Below are 17,360 nucleotides of genomic sequence, written 5' to 3'. Positions count from 1 at the left end.
GTCTTCCTCCTCATTCTAAAGCCTGTACCTCATCGATATGCTGCAGTACGCTGTCTGCCAGATAACGTACTGCCAGCTGTTTTTCCTCCTCACTCAGGCCGCTTGCCGGACGGAGCATGGAAACATGGAGGATCGATGTGTTGATGGTCTGTTCCGTCACGGCAAAGGCGTACTCACTGGTATGCCCCAGCACCTTCGCCTCCGCCTGGATATCGCCGACCAGCGCCTGCTCGTATTGGCAGCCCATCCGGTCCAGCACGTCAAAGACGGCGTACACAGCCATGCGGCGGGGACAGTTGACATTTCTTTTTAGACTCAGCACTTATTTTCTCCTTTCTTCTGGAAACATATGTGTACACCTATTTAACAGGACGAATTGTATTTGTTACATCTAGCAACAGTCCATCGAGGAGGTCATCCTCTGCTTCCGCAGCTACCAGAATTAGGAACACATAGTCATCGAACTCTCCGCCGTAAACATCCATATAGGCAATCTGCTCCTCCTCGGTTATGGTGTACCCATCAACGACCCAGTCAATCCCGCCACTCTTGCTTTCCCGACGCGCTCCACGCAGTTCAACACCAGAAGTATGCGGCATTTCGTTTGCTATGGCATCCAACAGTGTTTCCTTATTTTGCGCATTACTCAAGTACTGGGAATATATCGCCAGGCCGATCTTACTGTTGCTCATCTCCAGTTGGTTTTCTCCGGCTACATTGATCACAATCTCACCCTTATCTTCCAAATAGAGGAATTGAAAAGGGATTCTTTCGTCATAAAACCGCTGGTAGATAGTACCAGCCGGCCCGTTGGCCCGAAAAGAATCTAAGGCTGCGTATATCTCTGCCTGTGCTTCCTTATCCCCCTGAGGATAGGAGCCGATAAGATTGTAGCAGCCAAACCCATTCTGGCATTCGATGAACGCCGCCAAAAATTCCATGGTTGTGCCTCCGCTTTCGGTAGCAGAAAACTGGATCAAGTAGGTGTCCAAAGAACTGCCCTCCCGGTAACCCCGGCTGAGGATCTCATGCTTTGTGATATTGGTGCTCTTCAGCAGTCCGATATAATACTGGACATACTTCTCAACATTCTCCTCCACATCAGAAAGAGTATACACCGGAAAATCGGCGTCCTTATCGTAAAATCCCACCTGCAGGGTAGCGCTCCCATCCGATGAAGCGAAGGCGCCGCTGCCGGACTCTGTTTCTGCATACCCCTGGGGGATCCCCATGGTGATATTCAGATACTCCTGGGCGTAGTCCTGCAAGACGACATCGTCTACGCCCTCGGGTTCCTGCACTGTTATGTCGAAAGGAGTGCCGGATGGTCCGTCAGAAGAACCCGGCTCTGCTTTCCCGCCGGTCAGCGCACCGATCCCCGCTACTGCTCCCCAGACGCCCAGACCCAGCACAGCAACGCACAGCACCAGCGCCGTGATCTGTACCCCGATATGGCTCCGCCGGAATCTGGTCCAAAGCCCCGGCTTTCCATCAGAACCTGCAGCCGTTTGACCGGATGGCACAGCCATGGTACGGTGATGGAAAGACGCCGGGGTTTTCCCGGTAATCCCTTCAATAAAGGCCTCCATGGTGGAGAAACGATCCTCCGCTTTTACCGCGAGCGCCTTCATGATCGCCTGTTCCACCTGCGGAGGCAGGGGAACGCCCAGCTCCGAGGGCTTTTTCAGCGTATCGTTATGGACCCGCATGATGGAATCCGGCGGCAGCTCCCCGGTCACGCAGCGGTACAGGGTGGCGCCCATGGCGTATACATCCGTCCACGGCCCCTGGTTCCCCTTACTGGAATACTGCTCCTCCGGCGCGTAGCCATGTTTCAGGATGACCGACACGCTTTTTTCATCCCCAATAGAAAACCGGGCCGCGCCGAAATCCAGCAGCTTGCTCTCCCCCTTGGAGGTAATGGAGATGTTGTCCGGGCTGATATCCCGGTGGGTCAGGTTCAGGGCATGAACCTGCGTCAACGCCTGCATCACCGGCATCAGGATGGTCAGCGCCTGGTCATAGGGAATCTTCCCGCCCTGGGATGCAACGTATGCCTTCAGGCTCATGCCGTCGATATATTCCATCACGAAATAGGCCGTGTTGTTTTCCTTAAAATAATTCTGCACCGACACGATGTTCGGCGTATTCTGCAGTTTGGCAAGGATCCGCGCTTCCTCTAAAAAGCGCTCCATGCCGTTTTGATAATCCTCCTGGCCCCGTCCGGTCAGTGCCACGCTGTACTTATCGGAATGCCGGGTAGCAAGACCGGAGGGCATATATTCCTTGACGGCTACCTTAATCTCCAGCGTCAGGTCATAGCCCAGATAGGTGATGCCGAACCCGCCCACGCCCAGGACCTTTCCGGTCATGTAGCGGCCGTTCAGCAGTGCGCCCATGGGCAGCGCCAAAAACGGCTGCTCCTCCTCCGCATTAAACCCGCAGTGGGGGCAGACAGGGGAATCGTCCGGCTTTTCCTGAAAGCAGCCATAGCAGATATGTTCCAAGTTCATGTTTCACTCCTCTTCTTTGTACTTGCGCCCCGGCCTTTCACCCGCAACAGCAGAAAAACCACTTCCATCAACGCGATCATACCCAGCTCTTCCAGAATGAACGGAAAGACATTCATCATCTCCTCAATCAAGGGCTGTTTCTCCCTTTCCTCCAGACAAACCGAACAGAATACGGCCCCAGCGTCTTGGATCGTCGCAATCTATAACTCTAATATAAATACTCTAATATAAAACAGAAGATGGGCGTTCCCACAATAAAAAGCCACCCGCAGCACAGAAGGCAGATCTGAGTCATCCGATACATCTTGACATCGGCGGGACAGAAGTATTTTTCCGGATCAGATGGGTCAATGTAAATCTCCACCTCAGTTCCGATCTTCTTCTGCGCCTGATGATAGGCCAAATCGATGCCGGTGTTTTTTTGATAGACGTAGCCCATATACTCGTATTGGTATATCATAAAATAATGGTAGGAATGCTTGATCCGAATCCTCAGCGGTTCGATGACGGTCGCTTTTAGAAAAACCGTGCAGCCGCTCCCTCTCTGCGTCTTTTTCTTGTAAAAGTGGGCAGGCACGAAAAATATCGCGCAAAGCGGATATACTATCGCGCATACAATCAGAATCCACGCAATATCCTCTGCAAAATTCATACGCTCCTCCTCCTTTCCGCCCGCACCAATCTTTTTTAGGAAAACCGCCTGCCGCAGGTTTCGCTGCGGCAGGCACTGAAGCTATATTGTTAGCCACATGACTCCAATCATAATCAAAACCGCAATGACGAGAAGAGCGACGATCAGGTAGGCAAGGCGCTGCTGAAAGTAACCCTTTTCCTCCTCCAGGCAGTAAAAGCTGGTAGGTTTGGCCGGATCGATAAAAAGCGTAAGCTCCGTTCCCACCTTTTTCCGGGCCTGTTCCTCCATTGCCGGGACATCGCCGATCTGTTCATAGGTCTCTCCCCGGTAGATATACCGGTACACGGGATAATAGTAGAGTCCCAGCGTCGCCGTTTTCACCCCCAGGGAAGCCATTTTCCCAACGGAGCCGCCTGCACCGCTGAGAAGATGAGCCACGGAAACAGCCCCCGCGGCCTTTGCCAGACGATACTTACTTTTGACATGATAGTTTACTGCGTCCACAATGGCCGCCCGGCATTCCGCCGTGCAGGCTCTCTTCTTCTCCGTCGTTTTTCTTTTCTTCCTGTAGAACAGCCAGACGGAAACCAGAAGCGTGACAAGGCCGATGCCGCTCAGAACGAGAATTAGAATAAGATCTTCCATGCTGGTTATCCCTCCCATGCACGGACGGACGCCATGGCCTGTTGATGCAAAGCGACAACCGCATCTTTGTTGGAGCTGTTGAACATGCAGCTAACAGCGTAACACTTGCCGTCGATCATGGCGGAGGCAACACTGAACGTAAATTCATTCATGGTCCAATCCATGCACAGCCATTCCACACCGCCCGACTGCGACGTGTATGTTTCACCTACGGAAACGCCCGCGCTAGACGCCACGTCTCTCTGAAACTGCAAGACCTCCTCCGGGCTGCTCATTCCCAGCTGGCCGGCATTCCCTATTTCCACAATCCCGCTGTCCGGCGTAGCGCTCCCAAAGCCGGCTTCCATTGCCGCGTCCGTTGGGTAAATAACCAATTCGGCCGCCGCTCCGGCCTCTCCCAGGTTAACAGTCGTGTCCATCACGCGTCCTGCTGCCACGGCATCGTCCACAATCACCTTGACGCCGCTCTTAGAGCCATAGTACATCTTGCACGTTGTCTCCGGCGCACCGTTGCTCTTAAAGGACTGGATAATGGAATGGATTTCCGCTTCGGCGGCTTTGTCCCCCTTGGGATAGCTCGTGATGATGAAATAACAGCCGAAATCATACCCCTCCACCGCCATAATGACCACTTCGTTGGAGACGCCTTCGCTGTCGGTGCCTTCAAGATAGATTTGATAGGCGCCTGCGCTTCCCACCTGATCGGGTCCGGCAGCAAGGATCTGATAATCCGAAACTTCAAACAGGTTCTGCATCAGGATGGCGGCAATAGCTTCTCTCTGGGATTCCACATCGGCAAGGGAGTAGATGGGTCCGTCAATGTTCCAACCATAATCCATCATCATACCGCAGCCTTTAGCCTCATTGATAAAAATCGTCTCCTCCTCAACCCTCGTATAATCCGACGGGATCTCAATCGTAGCGTTGAGGATGCCAAGATCCTGCGCCACCATTTCCGCTGGAGGTTCTGTAGTAGGCTCTGGGTCTGTTGTCGGTTCCGGATTACTCGTCTGCGGTTGGCTGATGACAGGCGTAGGTTGGCTGATGACAGGCGTATTCCCACCGCCGCCCCCTCCTGTCGGCCTTTTTTCCCCTCCGCCGGAAAGCGCGATAGGAAGGATAATACAAAGGGCGATCACCGCCAGCAGCCCACCGCCGGAAACCCAGGCAACCACCGGATTGGCTTTCATATAGGAAAGGAACCGGGAGAACGCAGAGGGCTTTCCTGCCGCAGCACCCCCGCCGTTATAGGCGGGCTGCTGATAGGCAATCTGCCCGTAGCCTTCCTGCCTGTAAGCGGTAGCCTGGGTGCGCTGGCTGATACTGGCCGCCACCTGATCCTGTACGGAAACGCGCCCGTTCAGTGCCCCGATGAATGCCTCCATATTGGGGAAACGATCCTCGGTTTTTACCGCCAACGCTTTCATGATGGCGTTTTCCACATTAGCCGGAATACGGAACCCCAGCTCCGACGGCCTTTTCATGGTATCCCCATGGATCCGTTCCACCGAATCTGGCGGAAGCTGCCCGGTAATGCAGCGGTACAGGGTAGCGCCCATGGCGTAAACATCCGTCCACGGTCCCTGATTGCCGTGGCTGGAATACTGTTCCTCCGGCGCGTAGCCATGTTTTAAGATGACCGACACGCTCTTGCCGTCCCCCAGTGCGAACCGCGCCGCGCCGAAATCCAGCAGACGGCTTTCGCCTTTGGATGTGATATAGATATTGTCCGGGCTGATGTCCCGGTGCAGGAGGTTCAGCGCATGCACCTGAACCAGCGCTTCCATGATCGGCTGCAGAATGGCAATCGCCTGGTTATAGGGGATCTTATCCCCGTTTTTTGCCAGGTAGGCTTTCAGGCTCATACCGTCTATGTACTCCATCACAAAGTATGCGGTGCCGTTCTCTTTGAAATAGTTCTGCACCGATACGATATGCGGGGTGTTTTGCAGCTTGGCAAGGATCTTCGCTTCATCCAAAAAGCGCTCCATACCGTACTGGTAATCCTCCTCCACCCGTCCGGTCAGCGCCACACTATAGTGGTCCGGATGCCTTGTGGCCAGGGCGGAGGGCATATATTCTTTAATCGCAACCTTGATCTCCAGTGTCAGGTCGTATCCCAGATAGGTGATACCGAACCCGCCAATGCCAAGCACCTTTCCTACCAGATATCTCCCGTTTAGGATCGTACCCAGGGGCAGCGCAAGATAGGGCTGCTCGTCGTTCTCATTAAATCCGCATCGGGGGCATGGAATCCCCGGTTCTTTTTCCGCGAAACAGCCATAACAAACACGTTCCGGATTCATTCTCCCACCTCCTCAAGCAATGTATTTTAAGTATAAAACGATGTATTTTGATAGCAAAATACAGTCACTCCTTCCGATTTTTGGACCAGGCATCGTAACACAGATCACCCAGCAGGAGCAATCCCAGCGCCACCAGAAGCCCGATCCACCCGCCCCAGCCCACTAAAGGAAAAAGTGCAAAGGCAACTCCCAGCACAGACCAGATAAGGGCGCTGATTACACGTTCCCTATTCTCAGAGGGGCAGGAAAAGTACCGGGGATTCTTTTCATCCACAAAGAGCACCTCATAACTACCGACTTTGATTTCGTCCTTTTTGGAATACTCTACCCGGGATACTACCCGATACTCCTGTCCATCCAATGTGTACTGGTAGACCGGATGGTATTTATAGTTGGTAATGAAGAAATCGGTGAAATCGTCGTCTGTCCAGCTGACGTCCACATCGCAGATGACGGCGTTCACTCTTCTCCGGCAGCGACGCTTTGACCGTACAGTCCGACAGAATGCCAAAATGATTCCGAAGAGAAACAAACATACTCCAAGGGCAAACAACAAAATATCCCCCATCGCGTCCGTTGCATTCATGCTCCAAACGATTTTATCTCAGCTATGACAAAGAGTTCCTCCGATACCTGCCGCACCCGGTCGACATGCCGCAAGACCAGCGCCTCCAGCCATTTTTCCGCATTGGCCGCTTTTAGAAATTCAATCTGCACTTCCAGGGGTTCGATGTAAAACTCGCCCGCATACGCCAGCGCCCCTTCACCTTCCGACAGCGCCGGGAACTCGTGGAGTTCTTTCATTTCACCGTCTGCAGTCAGGTGGAAGACAGCCGCCAGTTCCCGACCGGCGGCGTCCTCTCCCCTCGCTTCCTGGATTCTTCCGTTTTTTAAACAATACCCTGCCATAACGGGTTACTCCTTGCTCACCACAAACCGGTTGGCGTTGTCGCACAGGTAGAAGGTGTCCCCGGTCGACAATTTTTCCGCCACATTCGCCGTCAGCTTTTTGCCGTTGCCCAGGAACGTGCCGTAGGACGATCCCAGATCGGTGATGATAAAGCAGTCTTCATTCGGGTCGTAGACCACCTGGCAGTGCCGCCCGCTGATACCCGGCGTGTTTTTATCGAATACGATGTTACAGGTTGCCGGGTCTCGGCCGATGACCACCTTGCCCTTTAACAGGTCAAAGCTCTGGCCAGAGTATTTTCCTGTCACGCCGCGCAGCACAGCCCGTTTTTCCACAGGGCCGCGGCCGCCTCTTGCAGGCGCTTTTCCAGATCCCATACCTGCGGCAGCGCCGGCAGGTGCCGGAGCCCCCTGTACGCCCTTCTGGGACGTTACCAGCAGGATGATGCCGCCGATGAGCGCCAGCACGCCGATGGGCAGGAACACATAGGCAAACCAGGGCTGGGTCCAGGAGAGTCCGCCGCCTGCCATGGTGTATTCGATTCTTTCGCTGTCCAGAGCTTTGATTAATTCCGCAGAGGTAATGGCAAAGTTTACGCCTTCGCTCTTGCCCTGCTCATCCACTGCGCCGGAAGCGTTGATTCCAATCAAATTTCCCCGTTCATCTACCAACGGGCCGCCGGAATTGCCGTGATTGATATATACATCCATCTGAAACGCGTCGTAGCTGCTCCATGCCGGCTTAGTGCGCTTGCTGATGATCCCCTTGGTCAGTGTAATGTCATCCTCGTCGTAGGTGTTGAATTGCTGGCTTTGGCTTGCCACGCTCGGATACCCCAGCGCGAAAGCGGTGTCGCCGACAGCAACATCATCTGCGTCCCTGATGGGAATGGCTTCTCGTTTATCCGTCTTTGACGGCAATCTGATAATCGCAATATCCTTCTCATTGGAAGCAGAATAATAGACCACCTCCGCTGTAACATAATCATTTTCCGCTGCAGAGAAGTATACCTGCACGCCTGCCGAAGATGCTTGCTCCGCATATACTTTGGGACCCATATAGCCGTATTCCACCACATGGCCGTTGGTCACAATATATTCCACCGGTTCGCCGGGTTTCCCGATGGCAAAACCAGTGCCCATGGCACCGGCGGACTGACCATCGGTAAGCTGGAGATAGGAGTACACCATGACGACGCTCTTGCGCGCCTCATAGGGGTCCGTACCGCCCCCGCCTACCAAGCCCAATACGCCGAACACGCCGGCGGCCAGGCCAATAACCAGCAGCAGGATGGCAACAACCTGCTTGCTCGATGACTTTTTCGCTTCCATTATGATTCCTCCTCATTTTTCCCATGGTATTTCAATGCGATTGCCGTATAGTTATCCTGGCCCGGCTTTCCGGCGGCCAGGATTTCCTCCTCCAGCTTGTCGCAGCACGCCTGGGAAGAGAGCGCCATGGCTTCCCGAATCTGCTTCAAGGTCAGTGTATCGCTGACGCCGTCCGAGCAGAGCAGCAGCGCGTCCTCCGGCTGGAGAAGAAAGGGCATACGGGTATAGTCGCATGTTACTTCTTCTTTTCCTATGTACTCCGAAAGGGCTCCCGCCTGAGGATCTTGAAACGCTTCCTCCACGGGGAACGCCCCGTCCAGTGCCCTCAAAATCAAATCGTTCTTAAATTCCTGCCGGGCATTTAACCCATAGAGTTTGTTTTCCCTGAGCAGGAACAGATCGCTGTCGCCTACGCACCAGAAGGAGAGGCGATTCTCTTTGAGCAGGGCCGCCACCAGGGTAGTCCCCCCGTGCCCGCGAAACTGCTGATAGACTCTGGCGCTTCGCTGGTATACCCAGCCGGGCACATCGCTGTCATCTGTCCAGGGAAAGATTCCCATCAGCTGGGAGGCGGTTTCCGCAGCGATCATGCCGCCCTCCGCCATACCGCCCATGCCGTCGCACAGCACAGCAAGCAGCCCGTCTTCCTCATAACGATCCATACGGGAGATGCCGAAAGCGTCCTGCTGTTCTTCCCGGCTGCCAACGCCCTGTAGGTTGGCAAGCTCCAGTTCCGGCAGCGGTTCCGGACGTTCCGTAATCGGTTCTTCCACCGCCTGATCACCCCGCTTCTTTTTCTTCTTCCGCCGTATCAGGAAAAAGGCGAGAATCAGCGCCAATAGAAGCGCTGCGCCCGCCGCAACCGCCATCCAGACGCGGATGACGGTATCCGGAAACAGCGGCTGGTTTAACCATGAAAGTACACGCTCCATCCTTTACTCCTCATTCCACTGGAATTGCTCGCCGCACAGGGGCAGGAAGAGAAGCTGGCTCTTTCCCACCTCGATCACATCGTAGGCTTTTAAGGGGCGTACCATTTCCACCTGTTCGTCGTTGCAGTAAGTGATGCCCCTGCCCTGGCCGGGAGAAAGGGAAAAGCTGTTATGCTTGGCGTCATATGTAACCAATGCATGGCTTTCTCTGGACACGGTATCGTCATCCGCCAGGGCCACATCCATCGCCGCTGCCCGTCCTATGAAGTTTCTGCCTGCTACCAGCTTATAATCTGCGCCGCGATGGGGACCGGAAACACAGACCAAGAATCCTACTGCAGGATCAATACCGATCTTCTTTTTAATAATGCCCACCGTCTTGCCTCTGTCTGCTTCCGGCGCAGCGCCTCCCGGCACAGCAGCCACGGTCTTCCCTACCGTTCCGGCCGCAACCGTCTTTCCGACCCCGGCGCCCTCCTGGCAGTAGGGGCAGCTATCGAATCTGGATTCATCGTAAAAATGGCCATTGTCACACTGTCTCATAATTGTTTTCCTCCTGATAAAGAAATCTTAAGGATTATCCAAAACCATCCTTGGTTTTTTACTGTTCTTACTGTAGCGCCTTTTTCAGGATTTGTGCAGGTCGCTTTAGCGCCAATTTCCCAAAAATTATGTGGCGCACCTGCGCCAATCCGCATTTTTCGCAGAAATCATGGGGAAATACCGCTTATCTCATCAGATCCTGATAGTCTGGGTCTGCTGTCCGAATCCCCCACACCAATTCCCAAAGCTTTTCATCCCCGGAAAGGACATAGCACCTGCCATCCACCCCTTCGAACCGGCGTTTATCAAACCAGAAACTGTAGGTATCCCCTTGCGCCGTCACAAATGTAAGCCCCCGGGTATCTGTAGAGACGATGGGTGACTCGGATTCCACCGACACATCCCGCAGCGCCTGCAAGACCCCGGCGATCACCGTTTCGTCCCTTGTCTCGTAGTCCGCCGCCGTCTCTGTCCAATGGTGAAAGATCAGTTCCACCGGCAGTTCCTCATGGGGCAGCTCCAAAAGCTCCCGCTGCCTTTCGGTACAGTAAGCAAAAAGGGAGTCCCCTTGGTATGCCGGGGACGAAGTCTCTGTCGGGGACGAAGTTTCTGCCGGAAGCGCAGGATCTGATGCTGCACACCCCACCAGCAAAAAGACGGCGGCCAGAAGTACTGCTGACCCTCTTTTTTTCATTCGTGCCTCCTTTCTTCTGTCCTGGTCTCATGAATCGCTTTGCCGCTCGGTCTGTAACGCCAAAGGCGATCCAAACTCTTTTTTTGTCCTTTTATGATTTTACTGTATCGTTTTTTTAAGGATCTGTGCAGGCCGCTTTCGCGCCAATTTATCAAAAAACGCATGGCGCACCTGCGCCAATCTATTTTTTGTGTGAAAATTCCAAAACACCTTGATTGTGCAAAAGGGATTGCCGATCATGACAGGCGGCCTGCTACGTCCTGTAAACTTAAGAGGTATTACACTCTGTACAGGGTGGATGGCCTCAATTTTCCGCTCAAAGCTTCGTTTCTCAAAATGGCGCAGGTGCGCCACAGTGTTTTTTTAGTTTGGCGCTAAAGCGGCCTGTTAAAAACACCAGCTTCCTGCTATGATAAAAAACGAAAAGTTCACATGATGGAAGGCCGGCCAGGACACAGAATGTCCAAAAAGCTTCAGCTGGCCTTTTCGGAACGCAGGATCAGAAAGGGGATATATCGTATGTATGCAAGGTTCAGGCCGTACCATCTCATTGGCGCCATCGGGGGGTTCCTCACTGCCCTCACCGCCATTATTAGCTTGGCAGTTTCCACATCGTACTACATAAGCGCAGAATGGGTCATTATTGTAAACATGCTGCTCATTGGCTCCAACGGGTTAATCGCAACCTATTTCTTTGGCGCGTTCAGCGCTTCCCGTGACAGCCTCATCAAAGTAGGCAGCCTGATCGCGGGGATAGGTCTTGGTTTTAATGTCCTGATCTCAATTCTCCAGATGGCGGGTGTGTATGTTTTTGTTCTGGCCCTTCTTGGGGCTCTCGTTATGATGGCAGGGGTTGTGATCGCCTGTATCAAATTCATTATGCTCTTCCAGAGAGACGCTTTTGTCGTGGTGTTCTGCGTGTTTATTTTCCTGGGGCTTCTGCTGTCTTTATTCTGGACGTGGGCAAGCCTGATAAGCGGCGCTGGGCTGGGCGCCCTGCTGATTTATTTTTACGTCCACAATATCACCTACTAGACAGCTTCTCTCATTCAGGATATTTCCTTGTTTACCGCAGCTACACCGTGTGGCCGCGGTAAAACGGCATGTGCGGGCGCAAAAAACCGGTAGTTCCCGGATGCGGAACGCAGCTCCAAAAATATACGGTTTTATCCAGGAGAATCCCTGGTTTAGGTCAAACAGGAAGGATTGTATATTCCGCAAAAACGTCAGCGAAAAAAGTCTCTAACCGACCGAAATCGTTGAAAATCCATGCCGTTTATAGTATAATAGTTTATAATTGTACCATTGCGGAGAAAGGGGGGGTGGAATGGGACGTATGGTAATAATAAAGAAAAGCTTCACAAATCCAAAATCCATTTATGCGATTCTGCTGCTTGGTATTTTTACTTTTCTATTTCTTGGCGCCGAGTACCTATATGTGAATATGATCTCGCTTACGGCAGGGGAAGAAAAAACGGTGATTGCGCAAAACTACGCGTTAGGAATAAGCGCTGTCGGTTTTTTGCTCTATCCGCTGTTTCATCGCTTTTTGAAAAGGCGGGTACAAATCGTTGGACTTTTTATCCTTGCACTAGCAGCGGCAGTATGCAATTTTTTGGTTCAAAAACATGTTTCTTATTCGTCCACTCTGCTCTCCGGAATGGCATTGTTCCTGTTTCTGGGGATATTGGGAAGCGCGGCCCACTACCTGTTTTTCAAACTGGCGAAGGATCGCACGCATCTGGCGCGTATGGTTGGTATCTCCTATGCCCTTGGGATCTTCCTGCAGTTTCTAAATAACAATCTTGTGGATCTAGAAACTGCGGAAGCCTTGATACTTTCACTCTTTGCCCTTGTAGCGTTAGCGCTGTTACTGAAGGCAGAAAGGCTTTGCCGCCAGGAAAATGCAGAAGCGGAAGAACCCCAGTCCCCCGCCATAGAGGCCATAGAGGAGGATGGGAAGGGAACCCGAAAGAAGATCGCCGCCGGCGGATTCCTTGCACTGCTTGTAATCCTGATGGCATGTATCTTCAGCACGCTGGACAACGCGGTCACCATGCATCATGCAGCAGGCACTGACATCGGGCAATGGCCGCGGCTTTTGCTGGCGGTAAGCGGCCTTTCTGCCGGCTTTCTTTTTGATATCCGAAAGCGGAAATTTATGACCATGATGATGTACTGCGTCATGCTGATGTCCGTCATCTGTGTGGTAGTACTCAAGCTGGGCGGCCCGTTTTTGATCGGCCTGATCGCATTTTATCTTTCGGCTGGATTTTTTGTGGTATTCTTCACCACCAGCTTTCTGGATTTTGCCCGCCATATGCCCACGCCAGCGCTGTGGGCCGGTATGGGGCGCGCCATGAATAACGTGAGCGCCGCTTTGCTTGCCAACGCCTCTGTAGCGCTGCTTGTTTCTGACAGCAATGGCATGGCGTCCATCATTCTGGCACTGGTCCTGTTTGTGGCCGTCAGCGTAGTCATCTATCTTTATACTGCCTGGATGCCGGTTTCATCCGGCGCCCCCAAGGATATCCCGGCAGACCTGGACCCTCAGGAAGCGTTCCGTCTTTTGTCGGAGCTGTTTATCCTTACGCCCAAGGAAACCGAAGTATTTGACAAGCTGGTCAATTCAGAGGAAAGTATTCAGGAGATCGCAGATGGACTGTATCTATCCCGGCGAACCTGTCAGCGGCATATCGCAGCGATCTATGAGAAAGCGGGTGTAAAATCACGCATGGGATTGTACCAGCTCTACATAGAAAAACAGCGCAGGCCATGACAGCCAGAAAGGGGTTCGGATGAAGAGGATTAAAATTGCTGTTTTGCTGGTATTATTGTGCGTACTGGCGGGGTGTTCCCCAAAAGACACATCGCTTCGGGCCTATTGTACCGAAAGCCAGCAGGAATTTCTGGATCAGTCGCTGGAAGAGCTGCCGGTCGCGCTTACCTATCGTCACAACGATAACATCCTGGGACGCTACGAAACGACGGATGAAGAAATCATCTCCGAAATCCTGCAGGCATTACGGGAAACGACCATTGTATCCAAAGCTTTCAGCGGCTCTACAGACAGCCGGATCCTGGAGTTTGAGACAGCGGATGGGGATACCTGCCTCTTCTGGTTTGATGAAAACCGGTTCCATGGCGCCGGCGGAACATCCTATGTGCTTTCCGGCGACGAGGAGATCTGGGATCTGGCGCGGAAAATTCAGGAAACATATCCGGAATACAGGGAAGCGATGGAGTAAAAAGGCAGATCGAAAAAGCCGGGTGTTCCTTGCTTGTATGCAGCTAAGGCCGCGTAAGCAGGGAACGCCCGGTTTATTTATATTCGTTTTTCAAACGAGAGGGAGCCTCGGGTTTGGCTTCATTTGTTCGCTTTCCCCTTCCACACAAAACTCAACCCTCTATTTCAGAAATTTCCGGATTTTTTTCAGAGCTGCCGCTATGGACTTCTGTACCGCCTGATAGCTGCACCCTTCCCGCACCGCAATCTCCTCATAGGTAAGCCCGTCAAAGAAATACATCTGCAGCCTTCTTTTCTGGACTTCCGGCAGCTGGTTGACGCCCTCCCGGAGCGCCTGCGTCTGCATGGATTCATAGACGGCGTCCTCCACCGGGGCCGGCTCCTGTGCCGAACGACGGCTCAGCAGCTCTTCGTTCAGCTCGGTCCAGTCAAGGTGCCTCTCCTGCTCGTTAAGGAAGGAGAGATCGTCCAACTCAAACCGGTCAAACACGGCATAGAGCTTCACATCCAGTTCCAGCCTGTGTGGTACGCCCTGGCCGTCCCTGAAAGATAGATAACATTTCCCGTCGATCATCGACAGGGTATAGGGGTTATACTTGTCCTTTCTTCTCTTTGGATGCCTGTCATCCATCTCTTTGTCCTCCAATCAATCGTTTTTGAGTGAATCAAAACGATTGACCGGTGGACTTCGGCAATGAAATCCGCCATGATACGCAAAAGCGCCCACAGCAAGATTGCTGTAGGCGCAAAGCGGCACTATGGGGCGGTTTGAATCGCAGCGGTTCGGTGGGGTGGCATAAAATGGCCGCAAAAATCCTGTAAGGTCTGATCGTAAGCCTGATAAGAAAAAACGCCGCCCTCCCGGTCGGAAGGCGGCTTGCGTTGTATGGTTCGCATACATGGACAGCCACCCGCCTGCGCTGTATTTCCGGCGTTTTTAACCTACGGAAATCTATACTAACAGGCGGGCGTCTCAGCTCGTGACTCGTCTGCGACTCATCTGCAACATATTTTTGGCCTCATCCGCGTCTCATTTCAGGCTCACCTCCGGCTGTCAGATAATCATATTCGGACATGTTTGTTTTATCCTCTGGATATGCGCCTCCGTGAGATGCCGCTTGATTCCTGTATAAAAGGCATTTGCAGTTCCTGCTCCCGATTGCTGGTAGAGCAGTATGGTCAAGTGCATATTCAGGCTACTGTTAAACGGGTCAAAGGCCAGTGCGGCTTTGGCCGCCTTGTGCGCATAGACATACTCGCCACACTCGGTCTGGCGTTCTATATACCGGCCGGCGAGCCGGAAATACAGGCCCTGATAGTATGTAATACTCGGGATAAAATAAATATTATCGGACAACCGTGGCAGAAGATTCCCGGAATACAGTCCGACGGCAGCTTCATACAGCCGATACCGCTTTTTCGGATTGTTCTCCATCTCGATACTGTCACATAGTTCTTCGAATAACCCCACATCTGTCACTACCTTGATTTCCGGATTGAAGCTGAATATGCCGTTGGCATAGACCACCAAATCCTCCAGCCCAACATAGCCAAGCAGCGATCTAAGCCTGTAAGCAATGTTCCGCACGGATTTCATCGGGATCTCACAGGACTCATCCGGCCACAGGATCAGTGCAAGCTGATTTGCCGTTGCCCGGTTCCCAGCCGTCACCGCAAGATACGACAGCAGCGTATAGCAGCGGGAAGAAATGAAATCCTTTTCGGACAGCGTTCCCTTGCTGCCATGTATCGTGAGCCCATTAAAGCAGTTGATCCGCACTTCCCCTGCAGTAAGCTTCAGCGCTTGCTTTGCGGCCGCCAGGCTCTTATTCAGTTTAATTTCATTTAATTCCTGGGCGACAGCGTAAGCGATTATGAACAGGAACGCAGGATCTGCGCCGTACCGCTTCGGGTTATCTACGCCGATATAACCCTGGTTCAGCCGTTTGGAAAAGGGGACGGCGATTAGGGAGCGAACGCCGTATTGTGTGAAAAAATCATATTCCGCCGGAACTGTCCTGCGCAGCTCCTCGATATCTGTAAAGATCATCGGTTCGCTCCTTTTGAGTGTGGCCACCCATCTCATGAAATTTTTGATTTCCAGATACTGCAGCTTGCCGCCCATGTACTCTATCCCCTTTTGGCACCACTCATAGGTACTCAGGCCAATGCCTGCCGCCCAATCCGCTTCGATAATATATGACTGTCTGCATCGTAAAATTCTGTCGCCGCCTGTAATAAGCCGTTGATCAGTGTGTCAGGATCTTCGTTGCCACGCTGGGCTTCTTCCAGCAGTTTCAGCGCTCTCAAAAAATGACGGGCATATTCCATTTCCATGTGTTCCTTCTGATATGTGCTCATCCTTTTCACTCCCTTCAAAAGTCATATCGAAACCGCCTATTTCAAAACTGATATAAGCTCCATTGTATAGGGTAATGGTAGCAATATCATATAGTGTTCCATCGGTGTCCGTCTGCCCCAGTTTGATTGTTCCCTCTTGTGCTAATCCAAAAGAACCGATTTCAGACGCTTCATCTGGCAGCGTTTTTAATTCCCATTGGTCTAAATTCAGCGCTGAAACAAAATCCTCAATTTCCTTTGTATCAGTAATCGTATCAATAACTTCCGCTGTATCAGGAGAAATAACAGCGATTTCCTGCGCTTTAGAAATATCATCTCCATAATCGGAAGCATTTGTATTTCCGTTGGCTTGGCAGCCGCAAAGAAGTGTCAGTATTGCCACGAATGTAATTAGTAATTTTTTCATAATATCCTCACTTTCTTTTCTGCTGATAGGCTTCATTCATAATCAAGAGCCGATAGGCACGAACAAGGCCAGACATATAAATACATAAAAAAATTCCAATTCCTGCAACGATCATTCCCGCAGCTAAAGCAATCGTATCTGCAAAGAGTAATTCTGCCGGAACAATTAAGGGGAAAAATAGAAAGCCCAATGCAATTAAGGCAATTCCGATTAAGTTAAATAGTTGAAGGAATTTCTTTTTCTCTGCGTATGCCGTATTTAATTCCGCCTTTACAGTCTTGTCAAACAGCAGTGGTTCCTTCCAGAGTTTTCTATATGGATTATCTGTTAATTTGACAGAGAACAAGAGAACAATTCCTGCAATCAATATCAGCATAAATAGGAGCATGGAAATATCTGATAGCATAAATGAGAGTGCAAAGCTTCCAACCATAATACCTACGGCAATCGAAATTTTAAGATATTTACGCTTTTGGTACAAAAGAAACCCATCTGCCATTTCCCGACTTACATATATTCCTTGTTCCGCAGCAGCTTCCGGTGCCTGTGTACCTTCTTCATTCAATAAATAGTCAAGTGTCACGTTAAAAATTTTGCTCATGCGAACAATCTTTTCTGTTTCTGGATAACCATTATCCCGTTCCCATTTGCTGATAGCCTGTCTGGACACACCTAATTGATAGGATAATTCCTCCTGTGACAGTCCGGCTTCTTTTCGTAGCTTTTGAATTTTTTCCCCAAAGGTCATATCAGTGTCCTCCTTTCGCTACCAGCATACGATTTTTACCGATAGCATACCACCAAAATACGGTTGCAACTACGCAACAGCGGGTTGCAA

General features: G+C 51.8%; 20 protein-coding genes. 4 read left to right on the top strand and 16 right to left on the bottom strand.

Features of this window, described 5'->3' with window-relative positions; translation table 11 throughout:
- Positions 1-10: 10 nt before the first annotated feature.
- The 12 genes from ABGT73_RS11305 to ABGT73_RS11250 form a co-directional block, all read right to left on the bottom strand.
- Positions 11-322 (bottom strand): hypothetical protein, encoded by a 312-nt coding sequence (locus tag ABGT73_RS11305; RefSeq protein ID WP_346669786.1) that lies wholly within the window; start codon positions 320-322, stop codon positions 11-13.
- 37 nt (positions 323-359) lie between these two features.
- Positions 360-2,513 (bottom strand): serine/threonine-protein kinase, encoded by a 2,154-nt coding sequence (locus tag ABGT73_RS11300; RefSeq protein ID WP_346669785.1) that lies wholly within the window; start codon positions 2,511-2,513, stop codon positions 360-362.
- Positions 2,510-2,644 (bottom strand): hypothetical protein, encoded by a 135-nt coding sequence (locus tag ABGT73_RS11295; protein ID WP_263040800.1) that lies wholly within the window; start codon positions 2,642-2,644, stop codon positions 2,510-2,512. The genes ABGT73_RS11300 and ABGT73_RS11295 overlap by 4 nt, the downstream gene beginning before the upstream one ends.
- A 77-nt stretch (positions 2,645-2,721) precedes the next feature.
- The gene (locus tag ABGT73_RS11290) at positions 2,722-3,165 is read right to left on the bottom strand and encodes a DUF3592 domain-containing protein (protein WP_346669784.1); all 444 of its coding nucleotides are present in this window, start codon (positions 3,163-3,165) and stop codon (positions 2,722-2,724) included.
- Between the two features lie 81 nt (positions 3,166-3,246).
- Complete coding sequence (locus ABGT73_RS11285; RefSeq protein WP_346669783.1) at positions 3,247-3,792, bottom strand: hypothetical protein; 546 nt, start codon at positions 3,790-3,792, stop codon at positions 3,247-3,249.
- A 5-nt stretch (positions 3,793-3,797) separates the two neighbouring features.
- Positions 3,798-6,098: a serine/threonine-protein kinase gene (locus tag ABGT73_RS11280; RefSeq protein ID WP_346669782.1), complete on the bottom strand. Its 2,301-nt coding sequence runs from the start codon at positions 6,096-6,098 to the stop codon at positions 3,798-3,800.
- Between the two features lie 64 nt (positions 6,099-6,162).
- Entirely contained in the window at positions 6,163-6,666 is a 504-nt protein-coding gene (locus tag ABGT73_RS11275) for a DUF3592 domain-containing protein (RefSeq protein ID WP_345941853.1), read from the bottom strand.
- A gap of 14 nt (positions 6,667-6,680) precedes the next feature.
- Positions 6,681-7,007: a hypothetical protein gene (locus ABGT73_RS11270; RefSeq protein ID WP_346669781.1), complete on the bottom strand. Its 327-nt coding sequence runs from the start codon at positions 7,005-7,007 to the stop codon at positions 6,681-6,683.
- Between the two features lie 6 nt (positions 7,008-7,013).
- A complete protein-coding gene (locus ABGT73_RS11265) occupies positions 7,014-8,339 on the bottom strand; it encodes a trypsin-like peptidase domain-containing protein (protein ID WP_346669780.1) in 1,326 nt (441 codons plus the stop codon).
- On the bottom strand, positions 8,339-9,271 hold the full coding sequence (locus ABGT73_RS11260) for a GGIII-like transmembrane region-containing protein (protein WP_330033913.1): 933 nt from the start codon (positions 9,269-9,271) through the stop codon (positions 8,339-8,341). Before ABGT73_RS11260 ends, ABGT73_RS11265 begins: the two co-directional genes overlap by 1 nt.
- A 3-nt stretch (positions 9,272-9,274) precedes the next feature.
- Positions 9,275-9,814: an FHA domain-containing protein gene (locus tag ABGT73_RS11255; RefSeq protein WP_007048424.1), complete on the bottom strand. Its 540-nt coding sequence runs from the start codon at positions 9,812-9,814 to the stop codon at positions 9,275-9,277.
- A 184-nt stretch (positions 9,815-9,998) separates the two neighbouring features.
- The gene (locus tag ABGT73_RS11250; protein WP_147644588.1) at positions 9,999-10,337 is read right to left on the bottom strand and encodes a hypothetical protein; all 339 of its coding nucleotides are present in this window, start codon (positions 10,335-10,337) and stop codon (positions 9,999-10,001) included.
- A 50-nt stretch (positions 10,338-10,387) separates the two neighbouring features.
- On the opposite strand from ABGT73_RS11250, the gene ABGT73_RS11245 reads away from it, so the two are divergent.
- The 4 genes from ABGT73_RS11245 (at position 10,388) to ABGT73_RS11230 (ending at position 13,756) form a co-directional block, all read left to right on the top strand.
- Positions 10,388-10,627: a hypothetical protein gene (locus ABGT73_RS11245; protein WP_346669779.1), complete on the top strand. Its 240-nt coding sequence runs from the start codon at positions 10,388-10,390 to the stop codon at positions 10,625-10,627.
- 400 nt (positions 10,628-11,027) lie between these two features.
- Positions 11,028-11,543 (top strand): hypothetical protein, encoded by a 516-nt coding sequence (locus tag ABGT73_RS11240; RefSeq protein ID WP_040918713.1) that lies wholly within the window; start codon positions 11,028-11,030, stop codon positions 11,541-11,543.
- Positions 11,544-11,835: 292 nt separating this feature from the next.
- Positions 11,836-13,287, top strand: a complete 1,452-nt coding sequence (locus ABGT73_RS11235) for a LuxR C-terminal-related transcriptional regulator (protein WP_346669778.1) — start codon at positions 11,836-11,838, stop codon at positions 13,285-13,287.
- A 19-nt stretch (positions 13,288-13,306) separates the two neighbouring features.
- Entirely contained in the window at positions 13,307-13,756 is a 450-nt protein-coding gene (locus ABGT73_RS11230) for a hypothetical protein (RefSeq protein ID WP_007048418.1), read from the top strand.
- A gap of 159 nt (positions 13,757-13,915) precedes the next feature.
- On the opposite strand, the gene ABGT73_RS11225 is transcribed toward ABGT73_RS11230, so the two are convergent.
- The 4 genes from ABGT73_RS11225 to ABGT73_RS11210 form a co-directional block, all read right to left on the bottom strand.
- Complete coding sequence (locus ABGT73_RS11225; RefSeq protein ID WP_040918711.1) at positions 13,916-14,386, bottom strand: RNA polymerase sigma factor; 471 nt, start codon at positions 14,384-14,386, stop codon at positions 13,916-13,918.
- Positions 14,387-14,809: 423 nt separating this feature from the next.
- A complete protein-coding gene (locus tag ABGT73_RS11220) occupies positions 14,810-15,880 on the bottom strand; it encodes a BTAD domain-containing putative transcriptional regulator (protein WP_183776675.1) in 1,071 nt (356 codons plus the stop codon).
- 132 nt (positions 15,881-16,012) lie between these two features.
- Positions 16,013-16,522 carry a hypothetical protein gene (locus tag ABGT73_RS11215; RefSeq protein ID WP_346669777.1) on the bottom strand — a complete coding sequence of 170 codons (510 nt, stop codon included), beginning with the start codon at positions 16,520-16,522 and terminating at the stop codon, positions 16,013-16,015.
- Between the two features lie 7 nt (positions 16,523-16,529).
- Positions 16,530-17,270, bottom strand: coding sequence for a helix-turn-helix transcriptional regulator (locus tag ABGT73_RS11210; RefSeq protein ID WP_346669776.1), 741 nt, complete (start codon positions 17,268-17,270; stop codon positions 16,530-16,532).
- Positions 17,271-17,360 lie beyond the last annotated feature (90 nt).

The organism is uncultured Subdoligranulum sp. (genome assembly GCF_963931595.1).
In the GTDB taxonomy this organism is placed as follows: domain Bacteria; phylum Bacillota; class Clostridia; order Oscillospirales; family Ruminococcaceae; genus Gemmiger.
This window is presented reverse-complemented; position numbering and strand designations above follow the sequence as displayed.